Raw genomic sequence first — 15,155 nt, 5'->3', positions numbered from 1 at the left:
TATGAGCAACGTCGTCGTCTATTCCAGCGATTACTGCCCTTACTGTTCGCGAGCCAAGTACCTGCTTGAGAACAAAGGCGTGGCCTTCGAAGAGATCAAGGTCGATGGCAAGCCGCAGGTGCGTGCCGCCATGGCTCAGAAGGCCGGACGTACGTCCGTGCCGCAGATCTGGATCGGCAGCACCCACGTGGGTGGTTGTGATGATTTGTTTGCCCTTGAGCGCGCCGGCAAGCTCGACGCCATGCTCAAGGCCTGAATGCGTTCCCTATAAGACCCCAAGATCAGAAAGGATCTGAGATGACTGACCAACAGAACACTGCCGCTAGCGAAGAAGAAACCGCACCGCAATTCTCCTTGCAGCGCATCTACGTACGTGACTTGTCCTTTGAAGCCCCGAAAAGCCCGGCCATCTTCCGCCAGCAGTGGGAACCGAGCGTCGGTCTGGATCTGAACACCCGTCAAAAGGCGCTGGAAGGCGACTTCCACGAAGTCGTTCTGACGTTGTCCGTTACCGTGAAAAACGGTGAAGAAGTGGCGTTCATTGCTGAAGTGCAACAGGCCGGTATCTTCCTGATCAAGAACCTCGACGACGCTTCGATGAGCCACACCCTCGGCGCGTTCTGCCCGAACATCCTGTTCCCGTACGCTCGCGAAACCCTGGACAGCCTGGTGACCCGTGGTTCGTTCCCGGCCCTGATGCTGGCCCCGGTGAACTTCGACGCGCTGTACGCACAAGAACTGCAACGCATGCAGGCGGCTGGCGAAACTCCAACCGTACAATAAGCGGTCCAATGTGGGAGCGAGCTTGCTCGCGATGAGGTCATCAGCTTCAACATTAATGTTGACTGACACACCGCCATCGCGAGCAAGCTCGCTCCCACATTTTTTTATGCCGCGTTATTTGAACCCGAGCTGGCGCCAGCCTTCGTACACGGCGACCGCCACGGTGTTCGACAGGTTCAGACTGCGGCAGCCTTCTCGCATCGGCAGGCGCAGGCGTTGTTCGCTGGGCAGCGCATCGAGCACTTCCGCTGGCAAACCACGGCTTTCCGGGCCGAACAGGAACGCATCGCCCTCGGCGAAGCTGGCATCGTGGAACGGCCGCGAGCCCTTGGTGGTGAAGGCGAACAACCGAGGATGACCGAGGCTTTCCAGACAGCTGGCGAGGTCTGCGTGGCGTTGCAGGGTGGCATACTCGTGGTAATCGAGGCCGGCCCGGCGCAGACGCTTGTCGTCCATCTCGAAGCCCAGCGGTTCGATCAAATGCAGGTGGCAGCCACTGTTGGCGCACAGCCTGATAACGTTGCCGGTATTCGGCGGAATTTCTGGTTGGAAAAGGATGACGTGAAACATGCACGGCTCCGAAGGTAAAGATGAACGGCATTCTACGCCTGAAGCTGACCCGCGTTCGAAGCTATTCCCACGAGTGATGGCTTCGCTGGCGATTGTCGGGGTGATGGTGGGGCTGATGATCGGTCGCCTGACCACGCCCGACCCCAGCGAACTGCAGCAGGTCGAGGTGACGAACGACGGGCTGGTGGTGTGGTTCAACAACGAACCCAAGGCTCACGGCGAGTTCGTCGACGGTAGCCTCGCGCTGTTGTTCGAGGCTGAAGGCAAGGCGCAGAAAGGTCAGCTCAAAATCAACGACAAGAGCGTGAACTGGCGCGTGCGTTTGAGTGATGGGGGGTTGTTGCTGACGGTGGTGGCGGCTCGGCCACTGCAGGGCGAGTGGGCCGGTAGCGAGGTCGATGACCGCTGGCGGCTGGAGATCCATCTCCGAGAGCAATAAAAGAGGGAATCCCCGGCCTGCCTGTACCAAGGTCCCCAAAACGGCAGGGCTCGCGCATTGCGTCGTGAGCCCGGTGTAAAGAAGGAACCCCTGACCTGCCTGTATCAAGGGCCCCAAAACTGCTTGGGCTCGTCGCTTGTGCGGTGTGAGCCCGATGTAAAGAGGGGAATCCCCGGCCTGCCTGTACCAAGGTCCCCGAAACCGGGTAGTGAACTGAATCACTGAATGGACTATTGCAGGGGGCGTGCCAGGTTTTAACAAGTTGAAACAGAATGTCGCGCTGAAACGTCGAAAGCCCCGTATTCCGGGGCTTTCGTGTTTTTTCGGTAGGGGTTCGATTGCGAACTCAGGCGGGATTTCGGATCTGTTGCCGTGCGCGATTGCGGTTCACGGTGCATTCAGTCGGTGCACGATGGCCCCGAAAGCATCGCGAGCAGGCTCACTCCCACAAGGTTTAGCGGTGTTCACGCCATTGTGAAAACACCCAAAGTCCACTGTGGGAGCGAGCCTGCTCGCGATTGGATGTAACTGTCAGCGACGAGCTAAAGGCTGCTTAACCCTCTTCCCCTTCATCATCATCCCCACCATCAACCTTCATCCCCAATTCCTTGATCTTGCGCGTCAGGGTATTGCGCCCCCAGCCCAGCAAAACCGCGGCATCGCGGCGGCGGCCGGCGGTGTGTTTGAGGGCGGTTTCGATCATGATCCGCTCGAACGCCGGTACAGCGCTGTCGAGCAGGCTCGACTGACCGCGAGCCAACGCCTGATCGGCCCACTGGCGCAGCGCTTGCTCCCAGTTGGTCACCGGTGCCGAATCCTGCGGCAGGTTCAGCAGCTCCGGCGGCAGGTCGCTGATGTGCACTTCGCGGCCCGAAGCCATCACCGTGATCCAGCGGCAGGTGTTCTCCAGCTGACGCACGTTGCCGCCCCACGGCAGGTTCTTCAGGTATTCCTCGGTTTCGCTTTTCAGCAGCTTCGGCTCCACCGCCAGTTCTTGCGCGGCGCGGCTGAGGAAATGCTTGGCCAGGGTCGGGATGTCTTCGCGACGGTCCGACAGCCGTGGAATATGGATGCGGATCACGTTGAGGCGGTGGAACAAGTCCTCACGAAATTTCCCGGCGTGCACCAGGGTTTCCAGATTCTGGTGAGTCGCGGCGATGATTCGCACATCGACCTTCACCGGCACATGGCCGCCGACGCGATAGAACTCACCGTCCGCCAATACTCGCAGCAAACGAGTCTGGGTGTCTGCCGGCATGTCGCCAATTTCATCGAGGAACAGCGTGCCGCCGTCAGCCTGCTCAAAGCGCCCGCGACGCAGGTTGGCGGCGCCGGTGAACGCGCCTTTCTCATGGCCGAACAACTCGGATTCCATCAGGTCTTTCGGGATCGCCGCCATGTTCAGCGCAATGAACGGAGAAGCCGCCCGTGGACTGTGACGGTGCAGGGCATGCGCCACCAGTTCTTTACCGGTACCGGATTCGCCGTTGATCAGCACGGTGATGTTGGAGTGGCTCAAGCGTCCGATGGCGCGAAACACTTCCTGCATCGCCGGCGCTTCACCGATGATTTCTGGCGTACGCGTCAGGGCGACCGGGACTTCCAGGCCTTGCTGTTCCTGGGCGTGCTGATTGGCGCGTTTGACCAGCGACACCGCTTCGTCGACGTCGAACGGCTTGGGCAGGTATTCAAACGCGCCGCCCTGATAGGACGCGACAGCGCTGTCCAGATCGGAGTGAGCGGTCATGATGATGACCGGCAGCCGTGGGTGTTGTTCGCGAATCCGCGCCAGAAGGTCCAGGCCACTGGCACCCGGCATGCGGATGTCGGAGATGATCACGTCCGGCTGCTGGCGCGCCAGGCGGCTCATCACGCCATCGGCGCTGTCGAAGCTTTGCGTGGTCATGCCTTCTTGCTGCAAGGCTTTTTCCAGGACCCAACGGATAGAACGGTCGTCATCGACGATCCACACGGTTTCACTACGGCTCATGTCGATGTGGCTCCTTGTTCCAGTGGCAGAAAGATCGAGAAGGTGGTGTGGCCTGGATGGCTGTCACATTCGATCAGGCCCTGGTGCTGGCTGATGATGTTCTGGGTAATGGCCAGGCCCAGCCCGGTACCGTCCGGACGGCCGCTGACCATGGGAAAGAAGATGGTTTCTTGCAACTCCGCGGGAATGCCCGGGCCGTTGTCGATGATTTCGATCTTGGTCACCAGTCGATGGCGCACGTGGCCGATGGTGAACTGGCGCATGGCGCGGGTACGCAGGCTGATGCGGCCAAGTCGCAGCTCGTTCTGGGTGCTGATGGCCTGCATCGCATTGCGCACGATGTTCAGCACGGCCTGAATCATCTGTTCACGGTCGATCAACACGTCGGGAATGCTTGGGTCGTAGTCGCGCACCAAAGTGATGCAACCCTGGCTTTCGGCCTCCACCAGATGACAAACGCGTTCCAGAACTTCGTGGACGTTGCACATCGCCAGCGACGGCAGCTTGTTGGAGCCGAGCATGCGATCGACCAGATTGCGCAGGCGGTCGGCCTCTTCAATGATCACGTTGGTGTAGTCGCGCAGGCTTTCTTCCGGCAGTTCGCGGGCGAGCAATTGCGCCGCGCCGCGTATCCCGCCGAGAGGGTTCTTGATTTCGTGAGCTAGGCCGCGCACCAGCATCTTGCTGGTTTCCTGCTTCGATAGTTGCGCCTCTTCCTTGGTGATTCGCAGCAAGCGGTCACGAGGGTGGACTTCCAGCAGCAGCATCGTGGCACCGTTGGCCAGGATGGGCGTTACCGCGTAGTCGACGGTCAGCGTCTGGCCGGTGAGGGCGGTGAGCATCGCTTCGCGCTTGGTGAACGGATGCGCCTGCTGAACCGCTTGGCGCAGGGAGTTCAGCGCCTCGGTAGATTCGGTGAACAACTCACTGATGAACTGCCCATGGCTACGCTGACCGCTGATGGCCAGTAGCATCTCCGCCGCCGGGTTCATGTACTCGAGGCGCAGTTCAGCGTCGAGCAGAATGGTGGCGGTGGTCAGGTTGTCGAGTAGCAATCGATGCAGTGCGTCGCTAATGGTCATCAGGACCTCTTTTGGAGCAGGGCGCGCGCATGAATACAGCGCTGATGCAGGGAAAATGCAAAAACCAAACCAAGGCTCCGAAAAGAAGCGTTTAAGGCCTGAAACGGGCGTTTGACGCTCGTTTGCGTGGCGTTCTGCCAGCGTTGACGGGAACTTTCGAACCAAAATGGGTTGGTATGTGGGTACGGTGCAACTAATCGCACCAATATAGTGCGCAAAGCTGAATGGCGTTAGAAGAAGCGCAGGAAGGGATTTTTTTCTTCTGGTGGTTTGTCTTTGAGCGGACATTCCGGCCGTTGGCCGTAATCGGGGAGGGCGCAGGGTTTGACCTGACGCTTCTGTGCGAGGGAGATGCGCAGCATGTGGAACGGCTGGTTGGCGGTGCGCTCGACCGTGCGGCCCTGCTCGTCGAGGATTTCCACGGAGAGGTTATGGCTGCCGCGATCGATATTGCTCAGGGCGAATACCGGGCTCAGGCCGGGCGCTGCGGTGGGTTGGCCGTCAAGTAGCAGTTGGTAGCGATGGCCTCGTTGCAGGCCGGGCTCGCTGGTGACGCTGACGATAATCTCGCCAGCACTGCTGCGCACCGTGGCGTCTGGCTCCGGCACCAGTACTCTCAACATGTCGTAGTGGAACAGTGGTTTTGTTTCGGTCTTCTTTCCAGCATTCGCCGGTGCTGCGCCGCCAGGGTTGGCGGACATGCGATTACCCGGCGCCATCGGCACGCGCTTGGCATTGCCGGAGCCCGGCTGGTCGGTGTAGACCCGATTGCCCTGGGCGTCGATGTAGGTGAACACCTCGGCCGTCACCGGCAGGGCGATCAAGCAGGTGATCAGCAGCCACAGCCTCACGGCTTATGCACCCGTTGTACGGTGAACGTCACGGTGGGACTTTGCTGCACGATGTTCTCTCCATCGATCACCTGCACCGCAAGGCTGTGTGTGCCGCGATCAATATTGAGCAGTTGCAGGATCGGCACGTTGCTCGGCTGGCCGTAAGGTTGATCGTCCAGCAACAGCCTGAACAGATGAGGGCCTTGCAGGCGGGGTTTGATCAGAACGTTGACGGTGAAGGTGCCGTTGTTGGCACGCAGGGCTTCGGTGGTGGGTAAGTTTGTCAACTCCAGCACCTCGTAAGCGCTACGCGGCTGTTCGCGGCTGGTGGCTTCGACAGGTGGCGCAGAAGGGGCTTGGGGCTCAACCCTGTTAAGCGGTGGCAACTCGACCGGCTGAGCCTTCACGCCATCGGGCGGTTGATTGCTGTAGGCGGTGTTGCCGTCGGCGTCGGTGTACTTATAGATCTGCGCGACGGCGGGCAGGGTGATCAACAGCAAAATCAGTAGAAAACCACGACCCATAAAATTGACCGGAAGCGAAGGCGTTGGGTTGCAGCATAGGTCAGAGGGTGGCTATTGACCCAGCTCGTTAACATTTGGGCATGAATTGCAGAGATCTCCCAGGCGCCACAAAACCCTTGTAGGAGTGAGCCTGCTCGCGATAGCGATCGATCATTCAACATTGATATTGACTGACCTGGCGCCTTCGCGAGCAGGCTCGCTCCTACATGGAAACTGCGGTGATCGCTAAATCGTGCCCACAAAAAAGGCCTCCCGAAGGAGGCCTCTTTTTTGTCACGCCGCTTGCGCAGGCGCTACCCGGATTAGCAGCTGTAGTACAGCTCGTATTCCAGTGGGTGTACGAAGGTGCGTACTTTGATTTCTTCTTCGCTTTTCAGGGCGATGTAAGCGTCGATGAAGTCGTCGCTGAAAACGCCGCCTTTGGTCAGGAACGCACGACCTTTGTCCAGCTCTTCCAGGGCTTCTTTCAGGCTGCCGCAAACTTGTGGGATCTCTTTCGCCTCTTCAGGCGGCAGGTCATACAGGTTTTTGTCAGCAGCATCGCCAGGGTGGATCTTGTTCTGGATACCGTCCAGGCCGGCCATTACCAGGGCAGCGAAGGCCAGGTACGGGTTGGCTGCTGGATCCGGGAAGCGAGCTTCGATACGGCGAGCGCGAGGGCTGGACACGTAAGGAATACGGATCGACGCGGAACGGTTGCGAGCCGAGTAGGCCAGCATTACCGGAGCTTCGAAACCTGGGACCAGACGCTTGTAAGAGTTGGTCGACGGGTTGGTGAAGCCGTTCAGTGCCTTACCGTGCTTGATGATGCCGCCGATGAAGTACAGAGCGGTGTCGGACAGGCCGGCGTAGCCTTCGCCAGCGAAGGTGTTCTTGCCATCTTTGGCGATGGACAGGTGAACGTGCATACCCGAACCGTTGTCGCCGTACAGCGGCTTAGGCATGAAGGTCGCGGTGCGGCCGTATGCATCAGCAACGTTGTGTACGCAGTACTTCAGGGTTTGAACTTCGTCAGCCTTGGCAACCAGGGTGTTGAACTTCACGCCGATTTCGTTCTGGCCAGCAGTTGCCACTTCGTGGTGGTGAACTTCGATGACCAGGCCCATTTCTTCCATGGCGTTGCACATGGAGGTACGGATTTCGTGGTCGTGGTCGAACGGCGGAACCGGGAAGTAGCCGCCTTTGACGCCTGGACGGTGGCCTTTGTTGCCGCCTTCCACGTCCTGGTCGGACATCCACGAACCTTGTTCGGAGTAGATCTTGAACATCGAGCCAGAGATATCGGACTTGAACTTCACTTGGTCGAAGATGAAGAATTCAGGCTCTGGACCAACAAATACGGTGTCGCCGATACCGGTCGACTTCAGGTATTCCTCGGCACGTTTGGCGATCGCACGTGGGTCACGGTCGTAGCCTTGCATGGTCGAAGGCTCGATCACGTCGCAAACCAGGATCAGGGTTGGCTCTTCGGTGAACGGGTCGAGAACGGCAGTGCTGTCGTCCGGCATCAGGATCATGTCGGAGGCTTCGATGCCTTTCCAGCCAGCGATGGAGGAACCGTCGAACATTTTGCCTTCTTCGAAGAAAGCTTCATCCAGCGCGTCGCGAGCCGGCATGGTCACGTGGTGCTGAGTGCCTTTGGTGTCCGTGAAGCGCAGATCAATCCACTTGACGTCATGATCTTTGATGAGTTGAACCGACTTCGACATAGTGTCCTCCGGGTGGCTTCGGGCTTAAGTAGTGGATGCCCTTAGAATGTGGGTGATGCCGGCGCGAATACTCTGCCAAGGCAACCTGCCTCACAAGGGAGCAAATTGCATGCCAGTGCCCCACCATGGGTTTTTTGCCCCAAATTCACGCTTATAAAGGTGCAAACCGGAGCAAAGCTGGAAATAGCGCCCCGTAATGTAGCGTCAAATCCAACAAATGACCCGTTTTGGTGCGCGCAAAACCTTCTGTACATTAACTGGTTAAACCTTGAGCAATTTCCGCTATAATCCGCGCCCCCCTTTTTCGGCTGGCCCAGCGCGCGCTGTTTTCATGAAACTAATCGTAAAAGTCTTCCCCGAGATCACCATCAAGAGCCGCCCGGTACGGATGCGTTTCATCCGCCAATTGGCTAAAAACATCCGTACCGTGCTCCGCGACCTGGACCCGGCTGTGGTGGTGAACGGTGTGTGGGACAATCTCGAGCTGGAAACCCGCGTCAGCGAGCCCAAAGCCCTGAAGGAGATGACCGAGCGCCTGAGCTGCATGCCGGGCATCGCGCATTTCCTGCAAGTCGACGAATACCCGCTGGGCGACTTCGATGACATCGTCGCCAAGTGCAAGCAGCACTTCGGTGATGCATTGGCCGGGAAGATCTTTTCGGTGCGCTGCAAGCGTGCCGGCAAGCATGAATTCAGCTCGATGGACGTCGAGAAATACGTCGGCAGTCAACTGCGTCGTCAGTGCGGCGCCGCCGGAATCTCGCTGAAAACGCCTGCAATCGAAGTTCGCATCGAAATTCGCGACAAACGGTTGTTTGTGATCCACAGCCAGCACAACAGCATCGGCGGTTATCCGCTGGGTGCCCTGGAACAGACGCTTGTGCTGATGTCCGGTGGCTTCGATTCCACCGTCGCCGCTTACCAGATCATGCGCCGCGGGCTGATGAGCCATTTCTGCTTCTTCAATCTGGGCGGACGAGCCCATGAACTGGGCGTCATGGAAGTCGCGCACTTCATCTGGAAGAAGTACGGCAGCTCCCAACGCGTGTTATTTGTGAGTGTACCGTTCGAGGAAGTACTGGGAGAAATTCTCGGGAAAGTCGATAACAGTCATATGGGCGTAGTTTTGAAGCGTATGATGTTGCGCGCTGCTTCCCGTATTGCCGATCGGCTGGACATCGAAGCGCTGGTCACCGGCGAAGCGATTTCCCAGGTGTCGAGCCAGACGCTGCCGAACCTGTCCGTGATCGACTGCGTGACCGATAAGCTGGTCTTGCGTCCGCTGATCGCCAGTCACAAGCAGGACATCATCGACCTGGCCAACGAAATCGGTACTGCCGACTTCGCCAAGCACATGCCGGAATACTGCGGGGTCATCTCGGTGAACCCCAAGACCCACGCCAAGCGTCCACGCGTGGAGTACGAAGAACAACAGTTCGACATGGCAGTACTTGAGCGTGCGCTCGAGAACGCCAAACTGGTGCCGATCGATCGCGTGATCGACGAATTGGGCCAGGACTTGCAGATCGAAGAAGTCAGTGAAGCGCTGGCTGGTCAGATCGTCATCGACATCCGTCATCCGGATGCCGCTGAAGATGACCCGCTGGACTTGGCTGGCATTGAGGTACAAGCGATGCCGTTTTATGCATTGAACGCTCGTTTCAAGGAACTGGACCCTACTCGCCAGTACCTGCTGTATTGCGACAAAGGCGTGATGAGTCGCCTGCATGCCCACCATTTGCTCAGTGAGGGGCATGCCAATGTGCGCGTTTATCGACCGAGCTAAGAGCCCGGGGCTGTATGCCTGTGGCCTGCGTCACCGGCCCCCCGACTCTGCCGTCAAGCTGTAACGGCAAGGCCTGACTCTACTGTAAATCGCTGCCAAGACTTGTCAGCACACCGAATCCTCTGATCGAGATACACAAGTGATCGAAAATCTACGCAACATCGCCATCATTGCTCACGTTGACCATGGTAAGACCACCCTGGTAGACAAACTCTTGCGTCAATCCGGCACCCTGGAGCGCAACGAGCTCAACGACGAGCGCGTGATGGACTCCAACGACCAGGAGAAAGAACGCGGTATTACCATTCTGGCGAAAAACACCGCCATCAACTGGAACGGCCACCACATCAACATCGTGGACACCCCGGGCCACGCCGACTTCGGCGGCGAAGTTGAACGTGTAATGTCGATGGTTGACTCCGTTCTGCTGCTGGTTGACGCTCAAGACGGCCCTATGCCGCAAACCCGTTTCGTGACCAAGAAGGCTTTCGAAGCCGGCCTGCGTCCAATCGTGGTCATCAACAAGGTTGACCGTCCAGGCGCGCGTCCGGACTGGGTTCTGGACCAGATCTTCGACCTGTTCGACAACCTGGGTGCTACCGAAGAACAGCTGGACTTCAAAGTCGTCTACGCCTCGGCCCTGAACGGTATTGCCGGTCTGGAACACACCGACATGGCTGAAGACATGACCCCGCTGTACCAGTCGATCATCGACAACGTACCTGCGCCGAAAGTCGACCGTGACGGTCCGTTCCAGATGCAAATCTCCGCTCTGGACTACAACAGCTTCCTGGGTGTTATCGGCGTTGGCCGTATCGCTCGTGGTCGCATCAAGCCGAACACTCCGGTTGTCGCTATCGACGCCGACGGCAAGAAGCGTACCGGTCGTATCCTGAAGCTGATGGGTCACCACGGTCTGCACCGTATCGACGTTGAAGAAGCAGCTGCCGGCGACATCGTCTGCATCAGCGGCTTCGACCAGCTGTTCATCTCCGACACTCTGTGCGACCCACTGAACGTCGAAGCGATGAAGCCGCTGACCGTTGACGAACCAACCGTTTCCATGACCTTCCAGGTAAACGACTCGCCTTTCTGCGGTAAAGAAGGCAAGTTCGTCACCAGCCGTAACATCAAGGAACGTCTGGACAAAGAACTGCTCTACAACGTTGCCCTGCGCGTTGAAGAAGGCGACACCGCCGACAAGTTCAAAGTCTCCGGCCGTGGTGAGCTGCACCTCTCGGTACTGATCGAAACCATGCGTCGCGAAGGCTTCGAAATGGGTGTTGGTCGTCCGGAAGTGATCATCCGCATGGTTGACGGCGTCAAGCACGAACCGTACGAAAACGTGACCATCGACCTGCCAGAAGAATCGCAAGGTTCGATCATGGAACAGATCGGTATCCGTAAAGGCGACCTGACCAACATGGTTCCGGATGGCAAGGGCCGTGTGCGCCTTGAGTACAACATCCCGGCTCGTGGCTTGATCGGTTTCCGTAACGAGTTCCTGACCCTGACCTCCGGTGCAGGCATCCTGACCTCGATCTTCGACCGTTACGACGTGATGAAGTCCGGCGACATGTCCGGCCGTCAGAACGGCGTGCTGGTTTCGGTTGCTACCGGTAAGGCTCTGACTTACTCGCTGGAAACCCTGCAAGCTCGCGGCAAATTGTTCCTGGGCCACGGTGAAGACGTGTACGAAGGTCAAATCGTCGGCATCAACAGCCGCGACAACGACCTGGGCGTTAACCCAACCAAAGGCAAGAAGCTCGACAACATGCGTGCTTCGGGTAAAGACGAAACCATCGCTCTGGTTCCGCCTATCCGTTTCACCCTGGAACAAGCTCTTGAGTTCGTGCAAGAAGACGAACTGTGCGAAGTCACTCCTAAGTCCATCCGTCTTCGTAAGAAGATCCTGGGCGAAAGCGAGCGTACCCGCGCTGCCAAGAAAGCCGGTAACTGAGTTTCGACTTAGTTAGCAGCTAAAAAAACGCCCCCGACCGCAAGGTCGGGGGCGTTTTTGTTTGTCTGGGGGTTATGCGGTGTTTGTGCCGGCCTCATCGCGAGCAAGCTCGCTCCCACAGGGTTCTGCACTGACACACGAATATTGTGTACGACACATTCCCCTGTGGGAGCGAGCTTACTCGCGATGAGGCCCGGTCAGGCAGCGAGATTCTGGATCAGAACTTCTCGAGGGTCCGACGGCTCTCGCTGCTCTCGCGCGCCACTTCTTTCGGCTTATACGCGCAATACCCCGGCCGCGGCCCGATTTTCGGGTGGTTGCGGCAAGTATCCGGGCGCTTTTCATAAATAGTGCACAGACGGCTCTTACGATCCAGGTACAGGCAATCGTTGTTGCTCATGCGCTGAAGGGTGAAGATCTCGGACTTCTGGTTGTAACGCTCGACGATCCCTTCCTTTTGCAAACGCTTGGCGATGTTCTTTGGCGGCTCGCCGCGCTCGAATTCATCGACGATGCCGATACGGATCAGATCCTTGATCTTGACCTCGACCGGCAGGGTGCAGCAGCTGGAAACGCACGAACCACACATCGGGGCGGAGTACTTGGCCCAGGTATCGAGGCGATCGATCTCCGCGGCGGCGATCAGGTTGGACTTCATCATCGGTTGTTACCAGCGTGCATCAGGGCGCGCGATCATACCGGGACTGGTGGATTTTTGAACAACCTTTCGCCAGATTTTTTCGTGTGCCGCCCAATAACACCGTTATTCCGGCACGGGCCCTGCATTCTTTCCGGTACATGACGTCGTAATGTCGATCTATCTCGCTCTATAAGGAAAAACTGCCGAACCAGAGTTCCAACGGCCTGTCAGACCGTCTAGGCTCAACTACTCCACGCTCGCTCGAGGTCCTATCAATGACTCAAGAACCACTTGTTCGCGAAGCAGAGGTGGCCGCATTTCGCGACGCCGTCTTGACCAAACTCACCTACGCGGTGGGCAAAGACCCGGATCACGCCTTCGACCACGACTGGTTCGAAGCCATTGCCCTGGCGGCGCGCGATCACATGGTCGAGCACTGGATGGATCACACCCGGCAGATCTACCGCAAAGGTCAAAAGCGGGTTTATTACCTCTCCCTCGAATTTCTGATCGGCCGTCTGCTCTACGACAGCCTGAGCAACCTTGGTCTGCTGGACGTCGCCCGTGAAGCCATGACGGAGCTCGGCGTCGACCTTGAGCGCATCCGCCTGCTGGAACCCGACGCAGCGCTGGGCAACGGCGGCCTCGGTCGTCTGGCCGCGTGCTTCATGGAAAGCATGTCGACCCTCGGAATCGCCGGTCACGGTTACGGCATTCGTTATGAACATGGCTTGTTCCGCCAGGCCATCGTCGACGGCTGGCAGCAGGAACAGACCGAACACTGGCTGGATTTCGGTAACCCTTGGGAGTTCGAACGACCAGAGGTCGTTTACCCGATCGGCTTCGGCGGCAGTGTCGAAACCGTCACCGACGAAACCGGCAAGTCCAAGCAAGTCTGGACCCCGGCGGAAACCGTTCGCGCGATTGCGTATGACACGCCGGTTGTCGGCTGGCGCGGGGCGAGCGTCAACACGCTGCGCCTGTGGCGCGCCCGGGCCATGGAAGATTTGCACCTGGAACGCTTCAACGCGGGCGACCACTTGGGCGCCGTGGCAGAAGTCGCCCGGGCCGAAAGTATTTCCCGGGTGCTCTACCCGGCGGACAGCACCGAAGCGGGCCAGGAACTGCGCCTGCGTCAGGAATATTTCTTCGTCGCCGCGTCCTTGCAGGATTTGCTGCGCCGCCATCGCAACATGCACACCTCGGTCCTGACCCTGGGCGATCATGCCGCGATCCAGCTCAACGACACCCACCCTTCGATTGCCGTGGCCGAGTTGATGCGACAACTGGTCGACGTTTACGACGTCGCGTGGGATGCGGCATGGCAGGTCACCGTCGACACGCTGTCCTACACCAACCACACGCTGCTGCCGGAAGCGCTGGAAACCTGGCCGGTCGGTTTGATGGAGCGGATGTTGCCGCGGCACATGCAGATCATTTATTTGATCAACGCCCAGCACATCGATTCGTTGCGGGCCAAGGGTATCCATGACTTCGAAGTGCTGCGCGCGGTGTCGCTGATCGAGGAAGACAACGGTCGTCGGGTGCGCATGGGCAACCTCGCGTTCCTTGGCTCCCACAGCGTCAACGGCGTGTCCGGCCTGCACACGCAGCTGATGCGCAAAACGGTGTTCTCCGAACTGCACAAACTCTACCCGGACCGGATCAACAACAAGACCAACGGCATCACCTTCCGCCGCTGGCTCTACCAGGCCAACCCGGAGCTGACCTCGATGATGGTCGACGCGCTCGGCCCGGATCTGCTGGACAACCCAGAGGAGCGTTTGCTCGGCCTGGAACCGTTCGCCGAGAAAGCCGCGTTCCGCAAGGCGTTCGCCGAACAGCGCCTGCACAGCAAGAAAGCCCTGGCGTACATCATTCATGAGCGACTTGGCGTTGCGGTCAACCCGGCGGCGATGTTCGACGTGCAGGTCAAACGGATCCACGAATACAAACGTCAGCTGCTGAACCTGTTGCACACCGTTGCGCTGTATCAGGCCATTCGTGCCGAGCCGGAAATCGATTGGGTACCGCGGGTGAAGATCTTCGCCGGCAAGGCGGCGGCCAGTTATCACCAGGCCAAGTTGATCATCAAACTGACCAACGACATCGCCCGGGTGGTGAACAACGACCCGACCGTGCGCGGTTTACTGAAAGTGGTGTTCTTGCCCAACTACAACGTCAGTCTGGCGGAGAGCATCATTCCGGCAGCGGATTTGTCGGAGCAGATTTCCACCGCCGGCTTCGAAGCCTCGGGCACCAGCAACATGAAGTTCGGCCTCAACGGCGCGCTGACCATCGGCACCCTGGACGGGGCCAACGTCGAAATGTGCGAACGCATCGGCGCCGAACACATGTTCATCTTCGGCCTCAGCGCTCAGCAGGTTGAAGCGCGCAAGCAGAACCATGAGTTCAACGCGACGCCGGATATCGCCGCGTCCCATCGGCTGAATGACGTGCTGCAAGCGATTCGCGGCGGGGTGTTCTCGCCGGATGATCCTTCCCGTTACACAGGATTGATCGATTCGCTGATCGACTACGATCGCTTCCTGGTTTGCGCCGATTTCGACGCTTACTGGGACGCGCAGATGCGGGTTGAAGCCCATTGGCACGATTCGAAGGAGTGGTGGCGTTCGGCGGTGTTGAACACCTCCCGGATGGGCTGGTTCTCGTCCGACCGGACCATTCGCGAGTACGCCACGGATATCTGGAAAGCGCTGGAGTAAGCCTTCGCTCGGATCGATATACTGGCGCCCCGGAAAAGATCGCAGCCTTCGGCAGCTCCTACAGTCAGCGTTCACCTAACATTGGGTAAACGCGGTCGGTGTAGGAGCTGCCG

General features: G+C 58.6%; 13 protein-coding genes. 6 read left to right on the top strand and 7 right to left on the bottom strand.

Translation table 11 applies throughout. The features are described from left to right. Window position 1 precedes the first annotated feature (1 nt). On the top strand, window positions 2-256 hold the full coding sequence (gene grxC, locus VD17_RS00340; protein ID WP_008149430.1) for a glutaredoxin 3: 255 nt from the start codon (window positions 2-4) through the stop codon (window positions 254-256). Between the two features lie 41 nt (window positions 257-297). Then, a complete protein-coding gene (gene secB, locus VD17_RS00335) occupies window positions 298-783 on the top strand; it encodes a protein-export chaperone SecB (protein WP_007897410.1) in 486 nt (161 codons plus the stop codon). Between the two features lie 114 nt (window positions 784-897). On the opposite strand, the gene VD17_RS00330 is transcribed toward secB, so the two are convergent. Continuing rightward, window positions 898-1,353, bottom strand: a complete 456-nt coding sequence (locus tag VD17_RS00330) for a tRNA (cytidine(34)-2'-O)-methyltransferase (protein WP_008068783.1) — start codon at window positions 1,351-1,353, stop codon at window positions 898-900. Here VD17_RS00330 and VD17_RS00325 point away from each other — a divergent pair. Further along, entirely contained in the window at window positions 1,352-1,792 is a 441-nt protein-coding gene (locus VD17_RS00325) for a hypothetical protein (RefSeq protein ID WP_046052179.1), read from the top strand. The two genes, VD17_RS00330 and VD17_RS00325, sit on opposite strands and share 2 nt — an antisense overlap. A 553-nt stretch (window positions 1,793-2,345) precedes the next feature. Here VD17_RS00325 and ntrC read toward each other — a convergent pair. The 5 genes from ntrC to glnA form a co-directional block, all read right to left on the bottom strand. Then, window positions 2,346-3,782 carry a nitrogen regulation protein NR(I) gene (gene ntrC, locus VD17_RS00320; protein ID WP_046052178.1) on the bottom strand — a complete coding sequence of 479 codons (1,437 nt, stop codon included), beginning with the start codon at window positions 3,780-3,782 and terminating at the stop codon, window positions 2,346-2,348. Beyond that, on the bottom strand, window positions 3,779-4,864 hold the full coding sequence (gene glnL, locus VD17_RS00315) for a nitrogen regulation protein NR(II) (RefSeq protein ID WP_046052177.1): 1,086 nt from the start codon (window positions 4,862-4,864) through the stop codon (window positions 3,779-3,781). The genes ntrC and glnL overlap by 4 nt, the downstream gene beginning before the upstream one ends. 230 nt (window positions 4,865-5,094) lie before the next feature. Continuing rightward, window positions 5,095-5,715, bottom strand: coding sequence for a DUF4124 domain-containing protein (locus tag VD17_RS00310; protein ID WP_046052176.1), 621 nt, complete (start codon window positions 5,713-5,715; stop codon window positions 5,095-5,097). After that, a complete protein-coding gene (locus tag VD17_RS00305) occupies window positions 5,712-6,221 on the bottom strand; it encodes a DUF4124 domain-containing protein (RefSeq protein ID WP_046052175.1) in 510 nt (169 codons plus the stop codon). The genes VD17_RS00310 and VD17_RS00305 overlap by 4 nt, the downstream gene beginning before the upstream one ends. Window positions 6,222-6,523: 302 nt before the next feature. Continuing rightward, window positions 6,524-7,930: a glutamate--ammonia ligase gene (gene glnA / locus VD17_RS00300; protein ID WP_008149440.1), complete on the bottom strand. Its 1,407-nt coding sequence runs from the start codon at window positions 7,928-7,930 to the stop codon at window positions 6,524-6,526. A 331-nt stretch (window positions 7,931-8,261) separates the two neighbouring features. Here glnA and thiI point away from each other — a divergent pair, with 331 nt between their 5' ends. Together thiI and typA are read left to right on the top strand one after the other, a co-directional pair. Further along, the gene (gene thiI / locus VD17_RS00295; RefSeq protein WP_046052174.1) at window positions 8,262-9,716 is read left to right on the top strand and encodes a tRNA uracil 4-sulfurtransferase ThiI; all 1,455 of its coding nucleotides are present in this window, start codon (window positions 8,262-8,264) and stop codon (window positions 9,714-9,716) included. A 139-nt stretch (window positions 9,717-9,855) separates the two neighbouring features. Continuing rightward, entirely contained in the window at window positions 9,856-11,676 is a 1,821-nt protein-coding gene (gene typA / locus VD17_RS00290) for a translational GTPase TypA (RefSeq protein ID WP_046052173.1), read from the top strand. Between the two features lie 217 nt (window positions 11,677-11,893). Here the strand turns inward: typA and VD17_RS00285 are convergent, their stop codons facing one another. Next, window positions 11,894-12,337 (bottom strand): YkgJ family cysteine cluster protein, encoded by a 444-nt coding sequence (locus VD17_RS00285; RefSeq protein ID WP_046045571.1) that lies wholly within the window; start codon window positions 12,335-12,337, stop codon window positions 11,894-11,896. A gap of 254 nt (window positions 12,338-12,591) precedes the next feature. Between VD17_RS00285 and VD17_RS00280 the strand changes: the two genes are divergently transcribed. Further along, window positions 12,592-15,042 carry a glycogen/starch/alpha-glucan phosphorylase gene (locus VD17_RS00280; RefSeq protein WP_046052172.1) on the top strand — a complete coding sequence of 817 codons (2,451 nt, stop codon included), beginning with the start codon at window positions 12,592-12,594 and terminating at the stop codon, window positions 15,040-15,042. The last annotated feature ends 113 nt before the right edge of the window (window positions 15,043-15,155 follow it).

The organism is Pseudomonas fluorescens (genome assembly GCF_000968015.1).
Classification (GTDB): Bacteria; Pseudomonadota; Gammaproteobacteria; order Pseudomonadales; family Pseudomonadaceae; genus Aquipseudomonas; species Aquipseudomonas fluorescens_W.
Note: the sequence above shows the minus strand (reverse complement) of the source record. Positions and strands in the feature narration are given on the sequence as shown.